At 64.1% G+C, this 12,982-nt stretch carries 17 protein-coding genes; 13 read left to right on the forward strand and 4 right to left on the reverse strand.

The features are described from left to right. Positions 1-5: 5 nt before the first annotated feature. The 13 genes from NKH17_RS22910 to NKH17_RS22970 all read left to right on the forward strand — a co-directional run bounded on the left by NKH17_RS22910 (position 6) and on the right by NKH17_RS22970 (position 10,806). A complete protein-coding gene (locus tag NKH17_RS22910) occupies positions 6-257 on the forward strand; it encodes a helix-turn-helix domain-containing protein (RefSeq protein ID WP_023722035.1) in 252 nt (83 codons plus the stop codon). Between the two features lie 135 nt (positions 258-392). Further along, the gene (locus NKH17_RS22915; RefSeq protein ID WP_023679647.1) at positions 393-620 is read left to right on the forward strand and encodes a hypothetical protein; all 228 of its coding nucleotides are present in this window, start codon (positions 393-395) and stop codon (positions 618-620) included. 58 nt (positions 621-678) lie between these two features. Then, positions 679-999: a sunset domain-containing protein gene (locus NKH17_RS22920; protein ID WP_352502726.1), complete on the forward strand. Its 321-nt coding sequence runs from the start codon at positions 679-681 to the stop codon at positions 997-999. A 487-nt stretch (positions 1,000-1,486) separates the two neighbouring features. Continuing rightward, positions 1,487-2,449: an ArdC family protein gene (locus tag NKH17_RS22925; protein WP_352753281.1), complete on the forward strand. Its 963-nt coding sequence runs from the start codon at positions 1,487-1,489 to the stop codon at positions 2,447-2,449. Next, on the forward strand, positions 2,446-2,616 hold the full coding sequence (locus NKH17_RS22930; RefSeq protein WP_352706928.1) for a hypothetical protein: 171 nt from the start codon (positions 2,446-2,448) through the stop codon (positions 2,614-2,616). The genes NKH17_RS22925 and NKH17_RS22930 overlap by 4 nt, the downstream gene beginning before the upstream one ends. Positions 2,617-2,661: 45 nt before the next feature. After that, the gene (locus tag NKH17_RS22935; protein WP_023800968.1) at positions 2,662-3,081 is read left to right on the forward strand and encodes a DUF2958 domain-containing protein; all 420 of its coding nucleotides are present in this window, start codon (positions 2,662-2,664) and stop codon (positions 3,079-3,081) included. 77 nt (positions 3,082-3,158) lie between these two features. Next, complete coding sequence (locus NKH17_RS22940; protein WP_352706931.1) at positions 3,159-4,880, forward strand: ParB/RepB/Spo0J family partition protein; 1,722 nt, start codon at positions 3,159-3,161, stop codon at positions 4,878-4,880. Positions 4,881-5,424: 544 nt separating this feature from the next. Beyond that, a complete protein-coding gene (locus NKH17_RS22945; RefSeq protein ID WP_023672372.1) occupies positions 5,425-5,748 on the forward strand; it encodes a DUF736 domain-containing protein in 324 nt (107 codons plus the stop codon). Positions 5,749-5,899: 151 nt separating this feature from the next. After that, complete coding sequence (locus tag NKH17_RS22950) at positions 5,900-6,169, forward strand: helix-turn-helix transcriptional regulator (RefSeq protein ID WP_352468501.1); 270 nt, start codon at positions 5,900-5,902, stop codon at positions 6,167-6,169. Further along, entirely contained in the window at positions 6,166-6,714 is a 549-nt protein-coding gene (gene lepB / locus NKH17_RS22955) for a signal peptidase I (RefSeq protein ID WP_352468502.1), read from the forward strand. The genes NKH17_RS22950 and lepB overlap by 4 nt, the downstream gene beginning before the upstream one ends. Before the next feature lie 17 nt (positions 6,715-6,731). After that, positions 6,732-7,388: a lytic transglycosylase domain-containing protein gene (locus tag NKH17_RS22960; RefSeq protein WP_502910619.1), complete on the forward strand. Its 657-nt coding sequence runs from the start codon at positions 6,732-6,734 to the stop codon at positions 7,386-7,388. 185 nt (positions 7,389-7,573) lie between these two features. Then, complete coding sequence (gene rlxS / locus NKH17_RS22965) at positions 7,574-9,544, forward strand: relaxase/mobilization nuclease RlxS (RefSeq protein ID WP_352972341.1); 1,971 nt, start codon at positions 7,574-7,576, stop codon at positions 9,542-9,544. Positions 9,545-10,671: 1,127 nt separating this feature from the next. Beyond that, positions 10,672-10,806 (forward strand): hypothetical protein, encoded by a 135-nt coding sequence (locus NKH17_RS22970; protein WP_352457369.1) that lies wholly within the window; start codon positions 10,672-10,674, stop codon positions 10,804-10,806. Positions 10,807-10,833: 27 nt separating this feature from the next. On the opposite strand, the gene NKH17_RS22975 is transcribed toward NKH17_RS22970, so the two are convergent. The 4 genes from NKH17_RS22975 to NKH17_RS22990 all read right to left on the reverse strand — a co-directional run bounded on the left by NKH17_RS22975 (position 10,834) and on the right by NKH17_RS22990 (position 12,672). Beyond that, complete coding sequence (locus NKH17_RS22975) at positions 10,834-11,016, reverse strand: hypothetical protein (protein ID WP_352457368.1); 183 nt, start codon at positions 11,014-11,016, stop codon at positions 10,834-10,836. Between the two features lie 452 nt (positions 11,017-11,468). Then, complete coding sequence (locus NKH17_RS22980; RefSeq protein WP_352972344.1) at positions 11,469-11,690, reverse strand: hypothetical protein; 222 nt, start codon at positions 11,688-11,690, stop codon at positions 11,469-11,471. Between the two features lie 187 nt (positions 11,691-11,877). Beyond that, positions 11,878-12,387 (reverse strand): GNAT family N-acetyltransferase, encoded by a 510-nt coding sequence (locus tag NKH17_RS22985; protein ID WP_352457366.1) that lies wholly within the window; start codon positions 12,385-12,387, stop codon positions 11,878-11,880. After that, positions 12,388-12,672, reverse strand: a complete 285-nt coding sequence (locus NKH17_RS22990) for a type II toxin-antitoxin system TacA family antitoxin (protein WP_352453587.1) — start codon at positions 12,670-12,672, stop codon at positions 12,388-12,390. Positions 12,673-12,982 lie beyond the last annotated feature (310 nt).

Below are 12,982 nucleotides of genomic sequence, written 5' to 3' on the forward strand. Positions count from 1 at the left end.
CCTACATGCCCAAATCTCTTCGCTCGCCCCGCCACCAGCGGTTTCTGGCCCAGCTGGTTTCCCTGCGCAAGGCCAAAGGCCTGACTCAGGCGCAGGTGGCCGAGAAGCTTGATCGTCCCCAATCCTTCGTGGCCAAGTACGAGGGTGGAGAGCGGCGTCTCGATGTCATCGAGTTTCTCGACTTAACTGCGGCGCTTGACGCTGATCCGTGCGAGATTCTGTCCAGCCTGCGGGCTAACGGGCGCCTGCGCGTCTAACGGCTCGCGCCGGTGCCGTGAACCGAGCGTGCTTTTCTTCGGCAAGCTGCCATTCCGCTGCGGGTGGGTCTTTACCAACCCATGCCGATATAGGATGATAATCCTAGGTGGGGCGATTCCTCAACGGAGATCGCAATGGCTAGGACCAAACTTTCCAAGCAGCTTTCACAGGCTGAAATCGAGCGCTTTCTGGCGGAGGCGGAACGGCTGCACAAGAGCATCGTCCAGCCGCTTCTATCACCTACCAGCAACCATTACCTGGCTCTCCAGCGCACCCATGAAGCGCTGTTAAAGACGGTGAAGGATATCACGGGGAAGGATGCGCCGTTCATTCAATGGTTCGGAACAGGACCGGTGAATTAGACCCGACTTGTAGACTCTAGGCCGCAAACGTCGCACTCTCTCTTCGGAGGGAAGGGGCGTGGGCAACCATCGCTATCAGGACAATCGGTACAACCGTCGCAGGTATGGCGAGCGCCATCGTTCGAACGACGTTCCGTTGTGGGCAAAGATCGTTGCTGGTGGAACAATCCTGGCTGGCTTTCTTGCCTTCGAAATCGGCCCTGCCGCTCTCGGCTGCAACATCAAAGCCAATATCAGCTATAACACGGGCGAGCGCATCTATCATGTTCCCGGACAGGAATATTACTGGGAGACGCGCATCAACCTGTTGAAAGGCGAGCGCTGGTTTTGTTCGGAGGAAGCCGCGCGCAAGGCTGGGTGGCGGAAGTCTCGGGTCTGAGCGTCCGTGGTAAATGCTTGCGAAAATGCTGCATCGCACATGTTTTCGGTGCAGCATTCATTTGAAGTATTTATCGCGATCCGTTCGAAAAATCTGTCCAGCCTGCCGTCCTGGCGGGCGCCCGCGCGCCTGACGACGCGCACCAGGTGCTCGTGAACCGAGCCCGCTTTTCTTCGGCAAGCTCAGGCGGTCTCGGCCATTCGGCTTCGCCCCTTGGCGTGGGCAGCCCTTCGGGCTGAGACGGCCGCCGCCCTTGCGGGCGGCGCGGTTTGTCTGTTGGCCTTTCCCGGTGGCGCGGGGTGGGCGGCACTCCCTTCTAGGCCCGCCGCGGCAGCCCGCAACCCTTCGCGTGCCGCTCAGGGTCCTCCTCTTCGTTCCGGTCCTTCGGATGCGGTCCGCCTACCACGGCGGGCCTTTCCGGTCGCGACTCGCCGCCCACCCCGCTTCCGGGGAAAGGCGCGGCGATTGGCGAGCGGAGGATGAGACGATGCATGCAAACAGCAAGCGTTGTGCCAGCACAGAGGCTGGCGCAGGCAAGGGCGGGCGCCCGGGCGCCAGCCTTTATCAGGAGATCACCGACCGCATCATTGCCGAACTGGAGCGCGGCACCGTGCCATGGGTCAAGCCATGGGGCAGCGCAAAGGCAGGCCTTGGCCTGCCGAGGAATGCATCCTCTGGGCGCACCTATTCCGGCATCAATATCCTCATCCTGTGGGGCGCGGTCATCGAGCGCAGCTATCCCAGCCAGAACTGGCTCACCTTCCGGCAGGCGCTCGTCCTTGGCGGCAATGTCAGGAAGGGCGAGCGCGGCACGACCATCGTGCATGCCGACCGCTTTGTCCCCAAGGACGAGAAGGAGCGCGCACGCCACGAGGGCGATGAACCACAGGCCGTGCCTTTTTTGAAGCGCTTCACCGTCTTCAATGTCGCGCAGTGCGATAATCTTCCGGAAGACCTCTATGCCGCCGCCGAGCCGCTGCCTCAGTGCGAGATCGTGCCGCAGGCCGAGACGCTCATTCGCGCCAGCGGTGCGGATTTCAGGATCGGCGGCGATCGCGCTTTCTACATGCCGGGCAGCGACCACATTCAGGTGCCGCCGCAGCCGGCGTTCCATCACCAGATCGACTATTACCGGACCTGCTTTCACGAGCTTGGCCACTGGACCGGCCACCCGACGCGGCTTGCTCGCGACCTCTCCGGCTCGTTCGGCTCCAAGGCTTACGCGCGTGAAGAATTGGTCGCCGAAATCACTGCCGCCTTCGTCTGCAGCAATCTCGGTATCGAGCCGACCGTGCGTCATGCCGATTACATCGGCTCATGGCTGAAGGTGCTGCGCGAGGACAACCGCGCCATCTTCCGTGCCGCCAGTCTTGCCTCCAAGGCCGCCGATTTCCTGTTTGGCCTTCAGGCCGATGCCGAAGGCGAGGCGCAGGAAGGGATTGCGGCATGACGATGCGCGATCCTCAACTGACCGCGAGCGAGCCGACGCCGCAAGGCGAGCAGATGCTCATTCCCGGTGTCCGGCCGATCACCACGCGCGATCGGCTCACCCTCCTGATGGACGCCGATGTGTCCGCGCGCGGCGCAAAAGCCGCTCGATATCGGCCTCTTCGATGAAGCCAGCAGAAATCAACTCGACCTGTTCGGACAAGGAGTCTTTCCATGATCCTGATCACCGATCCGCTGCGCGCACGACTGCTCGCCAATGGCGCCGCCGACGCCGACATCGACCATTTTCCCGTTGTGAAACTGTTTAATCCCACAGGTGCCGCGACGTGGCTTCTGAGCGAACTCGACGCCGATGGCGACACGCTGTTCGGCCTTTGCGATCTCGGCTTCGGCTTCCCCGAACTCGGCAGCGTCAGTCTGGCCGAGCTTGCATCCGTAAAAGGTCCGCTTGGCCTCGGCATCGAGCGCGACCTGCATTTCCAGGCGCGCTTTACGCTCTCCGTCTATGCCGAAGCCGCCCGCATTTGCGGCCACATCACCGAGGCCGAGCGACTTCTGCGGCAGGCAGCAGACGCCCTTTCAAAGCCCCATTCCGAGCTTCCGCCCGACACGGCGGAACAGCAGCGCCGATAGGCGCAAAAACCGTCCCGCCGCGCCGGCCTTCGGCCTCTGCGGGGGGACAACCTCAACCAAAGCGAAGGAGAGTAACCATGCAGCTTGCCCACATCCCCTTGGATCAGCTCAACATTTCCGCGCTCAACATGCGCCATGGAAAACGCGCGCCCGACATTTCCGACATCTTGCCATCCGTGCGTGCGCGCGGCGTGCTGGTGCCTCTCCTTGTGCGGCCGAACGGCCAGCCGGAAACCTTCGAGATCGTCGCCGGCAGGCGGCGCTATTTCGCCGCGAAATCGCTTGCCGACGAGCGCGGCGAAGGCGATCCCTTGCCCTGCGCCATCATGGAGGACAGTGACGACGCCGATGCGCTGGAAGCCTCGCTGATCGAAAACCTCGCCCGCCTCGATCCTGACGAAGTCTCGCAATGGGAGACGTTTTCGCGGCTCGTCAGGCAAGGCCGCACCGTTCCCGATATCGCTGCGACCTTCGGCATCACTGACCTGAAGGTCAAACGCATTCTGGCGCTTGGCGACCTCTTGCCCAAAATCCGCGAAGCCTACCGGCGCGAGGAGATCGATACCGAGACGGTGCGCCATCTCACCATGGCGTCCAAGGCGCAGCAGAAGGACTGGCTGGCTCTGTCTGCCGATCCCGATCAATACGCGCCGCGTGGCTTTCAATTGAAGCAATGGCTGTTCGGCGGCCAGTCGATTTCCACCAAGGTGGCGCTGTTTGCCATCGACGAATATCCCGGCCTGATCACCTCGGACCTGTTCGGCGATGACAGCTATTTCGCCGATGCCGACCTGTTCTGGCAAAAGCAGAACGAAGCGATTGCCGCCAGACGCGACACCTATCTCAACGACGGCTGGAGCGAGGTGGTGCTGCTGGAGCCGGGCCAGTATTTCCACCCATGGGACCACGAGAAGACCCCGAAGAAGAAGGGCGGCAAGGTCTTCATCGCGGTCACGCATCGCGGCGAGGTCGAGTGTCACGAGGGCTGGCTGTCACGCAAGCAAGCCCGCCGCGCCCGCGAGGGCGGCGAGCAAGAAGAAACAGCCGCCAAGCCGCCGCGCCCTGAACTCACCGGCCCGATGCAGAACTATGTCGATCTGCATCGCCATGCCGCCGTGCGCGCGGCCATGCTCGACCATCCCGCCGTGGCGCTGCGCCTCGTGGTGGCGCACGCCATCACCGGTTCCGGCCTGTGGCAGGTGCGCCGTGAGCCACAGCGAGCAGTCAACGAAACGGTGACTGCCAGCCTTGCCGGCTGCAAGGCCGAAGCTGCATTCGGCAAAAAGCGGCGCGAGGTGTTGGCCCTGCTCGGATCACCGGATGAGGATGGCGTGGTCGCCGGCGGCAATGGCGACGCCTTTGCTATCGCCGGCGTCTTCGCGCGCCTCTTGGCGCTGTGCGACGACGATGTCATGCGCGTTCTCACCCTTGTCATGGCCGAGACGCTTGCAGCCGGCAGCGCCGTCATCGAGGCGCTCGGCAACGATCTGAATGTCGATATGGGCGCATGGTGGCAACCGGACGACGCCTTCTTCGACCTCTTGCGCGACAAGGAAATCGCCAATTCGATGCTGGCCGAGGTCGGCGGCAAGCTGGTCGCGGATGGCAATGTCGCCGAGAAGGTCAAGACGCAAAAGAAGATCATCCGTGACTTCCTTGCGGGCGAGAATGGCCGCCTCAGGCTCGAGACCTGGCTGCCGCGCTGGATGAAATTCCCCGCCGAAAGCTACACCAGCCGCGGCGGTTTCCGCACCGCCGATCAGTGGACACAAGTGCAGCCGCTGTTCGCGCGCGAATAGTCGATCAGGGCCCGAGCGGCGGTTCTTTCGAGTGCCGCCGCTCAGGTCGCGCGCGCCGCTCCGGGCCGCACCGGCTGCCGATCGGTCGTCTTGTCGAGCCAGTGCCGCGCGCGAGAAATCCCGGCGCCAACTCGCGCCCATCTCGGCAGCCCTGCACCACGCCGGGTTTGCTTGCCGAGGCGCCAGGCGCATGGGGCCAATTGTCCGATCCGGTTCCCGACAGAGCCCGCGCAGCCAGCCCCCTGCATTGCCGCACGCTCTTGTGCCACCGATCGCGCCACCTGTCTCCATGGTGTCTCAGGACCATTCCCCTGCGGCTGGCTTGACGACCTATGGGCGGATCCGGCCCGCCCGAAACCCTCGCCAGCAGCTTTTTTCCCCGCCGCCTGCGGCGGCTTCCTCGCGCCGCTTCGCTTCAAAAAAGCTGCCCGCTCGGGTCCTCCGCTATCGCTGCGGCCGTCCCGGTTCCGGCGGTCCGGACGCGCCCATCACGGTCCGCCATCGCAGGGGAATGGTCCCCGGCGAGCACCAAAGGAGACTGAAAATGACCGCGATCGGATACGTCACCAAACAGGAAAACGGCGGCTACAAGGGCCAGCTCAAGACGCTCAGCGTCCGCGCCGACATCGACATCGTGCCCAATCAGGCAAAGAGCGCCGACACCCATCCCGACTTCCGGGTGCTGACGCAAGGGGTCGAAGTAGGGGCCGGCTGGATCCGCACCGGCGAGACCTCCGGCAAGGACTATGTGAGCCTGTCGATTGCCGCCCCGGAGTTCGGCCCGCGCAAGCTCTACGCCAATCTCGGCCGCGCCGCCGGCCAGGATGACGACGACACATACGCCATCATCTGGAACCCGGTCGACTGAACCGCCTGCCTCGAGCCCCGCGCCGCAACCGGCGCGGGGCTCTTCTCAAGAAGGGGCGGCGAAAACTCGCCCCCCACTCTTCGCCCGTCCCCAAAACGATCTCGCTCGCCGATCCTCGCCTTCGCTTGTCCGTAGCGAAACGAGGATCATCATGGACGACGAAAACGAACGCGCGGCCCGTGCCAAGAAGGGCAGTCCGTTTCTCAACACCGCGCAGGCCGCCTTCTATATCGGGCTGTCCCAGCGCACGCTGGAGAAGATGCGGCTCAAAGGCGGTGGCCCGCAATTCCGCAAGCACGGCCGCTATGTTCGGTATCACATCGACGAGCTCGACGACTGGTCGAAAGGGCGCGCGCAGGAAACCAGGCCCGAGGATGGCGGCCACGATTCCGGCTCGGCCGGTGCGGGAGGCCGCTCATGAGCCGGCGTCCCACTATCCGTCTGATCGGCAGCCATCTGCGGCGCATTCGGGCGCGCAAGACGATCGCCGTGGCCACAATAGGCCTCGGCCTGATCGGCTTCGCCGCTTTCGACAACCCATCGCCCTGGCTGGTCTGGAACGCCTCGGCCAGTGCGCCGGTCGGCCTCTATCGCGTCGCGTCCGGATCACCGGCTCGTGGCGATCTGGTGCTCGTCCGCCCGCCAAAACCGGTCGCCGATCTCGCCGCCGAACGCTTCTATCTGCCCAGCAATGTGCCGCTGGTCAAGCGCCTTGCCGCGCTGCCTGGCGAGCATGTCTGCGCCTTCGGCGACGCCATCATCATCGGCGGCGAGATCGTCGCGCGCCGGCTGGCAACCGACACGCAGCACCGTCCGCTGCCTTGGTGGAATGCCTGCCGCAAGCTCGCCGCCGACGAGTTTTTCCTGCTCGGCAACGATAGAAATCACTCCTTCGACAGCCGCTATTTCGGGCCGGTGCCGGCCGAAAATATTGCCGGGAGGCTCGTGCCGCTATGGACCGAGTAACCCTCCTGATGCTGGGCATGGTCGCGATAGCGCCATGCGCCTGTTCCGCCGCGACCGACGCTCAGCCGGCCGCCATCTCCCGTGGTCCGCAGCTCCAACGATGGCAGCCCTTGGTGGCCGAAGCAAGCCGGCGATTCAGCATTCCACAGCCCTGGATTTATGCCGTCATGGATGCCGAAAGCCGGGGGCAGACAATGGTGGACGGACGGCCGATCGCGTCACACGCCGGCGCCATTGGCCTCATGCAGGTGATGCCCGGCACCTATGAGGAGATGCGCGCAGAGCTTGGCCTGGGGGCCGATCCGCACGACCCTCGCGACAACATTCTGGCAGGCACTGCCTATCTGCGCGCCATGTATGACCGCTTCGGCTTTCCCGGCCTGTTTGCCGCCTATAACGCTGGGCCGGACCGCTACGAACAGCATTTGCAGCGTGGGCGACCGCTGCCCAGCGAGACGGTTTCGTATCTGGAAGAGCTCAAGGCGGCGGGGATCTCGGCCGCCGACATGGACGCGTTCACCGGCAAATCCCGTTCCGGAAAAGCGCCGGAAATCCCGTCCGGGCAGTCGCTGTTTTTCCTGCGAAACGGTGTTTCCGCGACCGATCCGAATGGCCAAATTGTGGTGCCGCTCGGATCGGAGCGAGCAAGGTCAGGCCGGCCGGATCGCAGGTGAGGGCAGGGGTACCGTGGGTCGGGCGGGGCAGGGAGGCAGGTCCGCGGAAGGCAAGATAAAGGCATCGCCTCCTGGAGGCGGCGAAGTCTTTGTCTGCACATCGTTTTTCATGGAGGCTGCCTTCAGCGTCAGGAGAGCTTCTGCCGACAAAGATTTGATTTTTCTCAAGATTACTAGGAGGCTCAATGCAGGATGAAGAGTTCAAGCCGAGCCTGGGCAAAATCGGATCGCGCGGCTCGAAGGCAGGCAAGCGTTTCGTCGGCCAGATCCGCGCCGCGATCAACCGAGCCGGCGGCGGCAGCGGTCGCCGTGGCCGCTTCATCGGAAGCCGGGCGGGGCGCGGCGGGGCTGCTGCCGCCGTTCTCAGAGCGCGCGACCCCCACGCGGCGTTTCGGCAGCGGCGCGCCGTCGTCAAGGCGCGTATCGTCAAGCTGGCTGGCAAGGGTGTTGACGGGGCACGTGCACACCTTCGCTACCTCCAGCGCGACGGCGTCACCCGCGAAGGCGAGCCTGGCGAGCTCTATAGCGCCGACAGCGACAGCGTTGATGGCAAGGCCTTCATCGATCGTGCCGATGGGGACCGGCATCAGTTCCGCTTCATCGTCGCACCTGAAGACGGCATCGAGTATGACGACCTCAAGCCGCTCACGCGGCGCCTCATGGCGCAGATGGAAGAAGACCTCGGCACCAAGCTCGACTGGGTCGCTGTCGATCATTTCAACACTGGTCATCCGCATACCCATATTATCGTCCGCGGCAAGGACGACCGCGGCGAAAATCTTGTCATCGCGCGAGACTACATCTCGTCTGGAATCCGTGAACGGGCGGCCGAGCTGGTCAGCCTCGACCTTGGCCCGAGAACGGACCGCGAGATCGAGCAACGCCTGCGCCAGGAAATGGAGCGGGAACGCTTCACCAGCATCGATCGGCAGCTGCTCCGCATGCGCGACCATGATGGGCATGTCTCACCGGCCAGCCGAGACACGTTTCGCCAGACGCTGCACCAGGGCCGCCTGCGCAAGCTCGAGCGGATGGGTCTGGCTGAGGAAGTCGGCTCGGGCCGCTGGCGCCTTGATGGCGAGCTTGAAGCGACGCTGCGCCGCATCGGCGAGCGGGGCGACATCATCAAGACCATGCACCGCGAACTGACCGGCAAGGGGCTCGCCCGCAGTGCCGCCGACTATGTTATCCATGATCGATCTGCAGAGCAGATGCAGCCTGTCGTCGGCTGCATCGTTGCGCGCGGCCTGGCCGACGAAATCACTGACCGCCATTACCTCGTCGTCGACGCCGTGGACGGCAAAAGCCACTATGTTGATATCGGCAAAGGCGAGGCAACCCAACCGACGCCAGAGGGCTGCATAGTGCGGGTCACGCCGAGGGACACCGGGCCAAGGCAAGTCGACCGCACAATTGCCGAGATCGCCACGGCCCATGACGGGCGCTACAGCATCGATATCCATCTCAAGCATGACCCGTCGGCCACCGAACGCTTTGCCGAAACGCACGTGCGGCGACTGGAGGCGATCCGCCGGGCGACCGGTCGTGTCGAGCGCGAGCCGGACGGCACCTGGATCGTCGCACCGGATCATCTCGACCGTGTGTCTGACTACGAGCGTCAGCGGGCCGGGGCCGAGCCTGTCACGGTTGACAAGCTCTCATCGACGCCGCTGGAACAACAAGTCAGCTTCGACGGCGCCACCTGGCTCGATCGAGAGCTGGTTTCCGACACACCGGAGGCCTTGCACAGCTCTGGTTTCGGCCGCGATGTCCGAGAGGCGCAAGGCCGCCGACGGCAGTGGCTGATTGCGCAAGGTCTTGCTCGGGAAGAGCAGGACCGGATCGTCTATCGCGCCAACATGCTTTCGATCCTGCGTCAACGTGAGCTGAACCGTGTTGCCGGTCAACTGTCTGACGAACTCGGACTCTCGTATTCCGAAGCGCAGCCTGGTGATCGAATAGAGGGTCGATTGCGCCGCTCGATCGACCTTGCCAGCGGCAAGTACGTGATAGTCGAGAAGGCGCGTGAGTTCATGCTGGTACCATGGAGGCCAGTACTTGATCGGCATATTGGCAAGGAGGTGTCTGGTGTCGTGGGTGGGGAGGGGATTTCATGGACCATCGGCCGGCAGAGAAGCGGACCAAGCATTTCGTGACATGGCCTACACAACTTCTTTTGCCCGCGTTGAACTTAGTCCGGACGGAGTTCGCCTGCGCCCGCGGCATTGATTTGGCGAGGGATAAATGGCTGGTCGTGCAAGACTTATCGTTCGCTATACAAAAAGCGCCGCGATGATTCATCGTGTTCCATGATTCTGAGCCAAAACCCTCCTGCGCCACCACGGCACTCTTCCCGGTGCCACGGAAGCCGCGCCGACGACGGCGGTGCCGGCCTGGTTGCGCAGGGCTGCCCCCGACCCAAACAGTTGCGGCGCATTGAGGACATTGCAATCACTGACCGTGCGGCCATCGGCGCGCTCGATGAGATGGTCCGCCAGCTAGAAAGGTGGGCTGGCGCCTGGTGACAGCGCCTAGGGCGGTATAGCGAGCAGGCTCGCGGCGTCGAGGATGAAGCCGCACTTCGCGATGTTCTTCTGCTCACACGACCGGGAGACGAGGTCTGTCCCGCGGGCCGGATGCTTGTTGGCCGGGCGTGAACTGGCAGCCCATCCCGCTGAGGATCTTCTAACGGGAGAAACCTCGCTGCGGTGGGGAAGATTTCGGTCGTCGCCCGCGACGACGAGGCGGTCAGCGACCTGGCCAGACGAGCTTCGGCAGCTTTCCGCTGCAGCATGGTGACGTGCGCGATCATGGCCGCCGAATGAGATCGCTCGAACGCACCGTCGGATGCTGGCTCGCCGACGCTTTACTGGCGCAAGCCTGGGTGGGGCCATGCGGTGCCGCTACTGGCACCGAGGCAGCTTTGGGCGTGAGACCCGACCAATCGCGCCGGGCCTTGACCGGGCCGGGCGACGCGACCCGAGCGTCGGGACAAAAAGCCGGGAAGGGGAGGGCACCAGCCCGGTTGAAGCCAAGGGCATGATGATGTGAGGACGATCTGCTGGCAAGAATTTGCGGAGATCGATGCTGTCATGGCGCGCTCGTCGAAGATTCTGAGCGGCGCCGACGTGGCTGCTCGAAGGGAGAACACTTCACTCCGTGACCGGCCGGACCTGATTACGATCTCCATTGGAATAAAGAAGAACGACGGGCCGAATGGCAGGGTTGATCGCCAAGATGCGCGATCTGCCGGCTGTCCTGCGCGCGTGCGGGAGTCGCCACCATGAGCTTTACGACAAAATTGCCGGCAGAGGCCGATTTCAAGAAGGTGTTGCTCCAATGCTATCGAGGAGGCGATCGCACGCAGCGCGAGATCGGCCAGTGCGGATTCTTGGCCAAGCTGCTCGGCGCGTCGTGAGATGTTGTCCGTCGGGTGGGTGACGCTTTAGATCAGGCGGATCTCCACCCAGACAGCAGCCTGGCGGTTAAACCGCCTTGCGTGTTCGGTATGGCGGCACAGCGGTTTGGAGATCGGCGAACGCCACGCCCCACGGTAGCGATGCCTCGCATGACCAAGCAGCGGCATGTGCGGCAGGCTTGCACCCGCTTCAGATGCGAGACGGGTCAAGACAATCATCCTGCACAACGCCACGCGGCGGTGAGCCGGTTTCGAAAAGGGCCGGCCCCGGCCGTTCATACAAGTGGAGTTGGGGGCGCGGGGCCGGATCAAGCCTATCGCGTTGGACCCGCCGGGACCGCGCGTCCATCATCCCGGCAACGCCAGGCGCTCGCCTCGCGTCATGCGGGCTTCGGCTTGGCGCGCCGAATGTCTGGACCGGCATCGCGGAGCAATGGCGCACCAGTCTACGACATGGTGCGTAGTCGCCATGCTGCCCCTGGCCAGATCGTAGATGACCTCGGCTTGTTCGCCATGGCGAGCCGAAGCACGTTGACGGCCGTGCCGGGTGATGCGCCGTCCCAGACTATCATCCCAAAATCGGCGCGCGCCATCTCCCGGTCTTTGGCGGCGTAGATCCAGTATCCTCTAGCACCTTCAGGAGACGGGACCCGGTAGGCAGCCTAGTCGCCCAGATCATTGCGGGGTTCCTTGGCCGCATGGAAGACCCCGACATGTTTGTAGCCGTAGCCCGCGAGCAGGCCCTGCGCCTCGGCATCGGCTCCAGACGCGTCGCCAATCAGCACGCCGTGCACGGCAACAACGATTGGGCGGATCCGAGCGATGGCAGGTTCCATCAGCTCAAATATCTCGCGTGAACCCCCTATGAATATCATCGACATCATGACTTTCCCTTCTCTCCAGGGCTCCCTCGCTCTGACCGCCGTCTCCCTCTGGCCCTGCGTGAGGGGTCACCCGAACGCCGAGACGGCGAAGCCGGCTCGGGGAGCGGCGGGACGCCGCAACTAGAGCCCGGTCGGCGGCAGGCCCGCGCGCAGACCTGCCGCTTCCGGAGGCGCTACGCGCGCGGAGCTAGTGGCCTTTGTCGGCCAGCCAGAGGCTCACGTCCTGGATCGAGCGCATGAGCACCGACGGATTGTCCCGCGCGGGAATGAAGCCCCAGCTCTGCCAGTAGCGCTCTGCCTCGGCGTCGATCGCCCGCACCACCACCGCGCGGCCGCCGACGATGTCGGCGCCGGCGACGCAGCGATACAGCGCGTCCTTGACCAAGCCGCTACCGACGCCTTGTCCGGCATAGCGGTGGTCGACGGCGAGTTGTCCGATCAGCAGGCAGGGGATCGGATCGGGCGGGCGTCCGGTGCGGATGGCGCGCGGTGCGCTATTTGGCTGGATCACGCCCGGCGCGAGGCCATAATACCCGACGACTGTTCCCTCGTCGTGAACGACCAGGACGCGGGTAAACCCGCGGGCCTGGTTCGTTCGCGCGAAGCCGGCCAGCCAAGCATTGAGCGCCGGCTTGCCGCAATCGAAGCTGTCGAGGCGGTGCGCGTCGTCGAGGAGTTCGATGCCTGAAAGCGCCACCTAGCGGTCCCAGGGCGGGGACCGACGCAGCCGCTCGGCCGCCTTCGCCGGGGGCGCAGCGGCCGGGGCTGAGATCGCCTGCATGAAGGCGTCATAGGCTTCCGGGGACACGCGGATGACGGTTTCGTTGAGGATGGCCGCCTGCGCCTCGTGCAGCGCGGCGCGCCGCATGAACTCCGTGCGCGACAGGCCGAGCAGCTCCGCGCCGCGGTCGATGATGGTGAGATCATCGTCGCGAAACCGCATCGAGACGGGTGCTTCCTTCCTGGTGGGTGTGGTGGCCATGGCGCGCTCCTGTGCTGCGGACGTATATACGTTAGTGTAACGCGGAACGCAATACTACGTTCCCTGGCGACGTCTCGTGGCGGATGGTCTCAGGATTTCTCGCCGCATCGGTTCTTCTCGGCTTCTCGCCCCAGTCGCCATTGCCGCAACCCAGAGCAAGGTGGCTTTGGTCAGCTCCGGCGGATCAATTACGGCTTAGAAAGCGCATTTGTTTTTGGCGGCCGGATGAGCGGGTCCAGAAGCGAAGTCGCTGCCATGACTGTCGCCGGACGAGCCCCGGCTATCCCGAACCTGATGAACATCTGACGCG

Source organism: Mesorhizobium sp. M1334 (assembly GCF_040317995.1).
Taxonomy (GTDB): Bacteria; Pseudomonadota; Alphaproteobacteria; order Rhizobiales; family Rhizobiaceae; genus Mesorhizobium.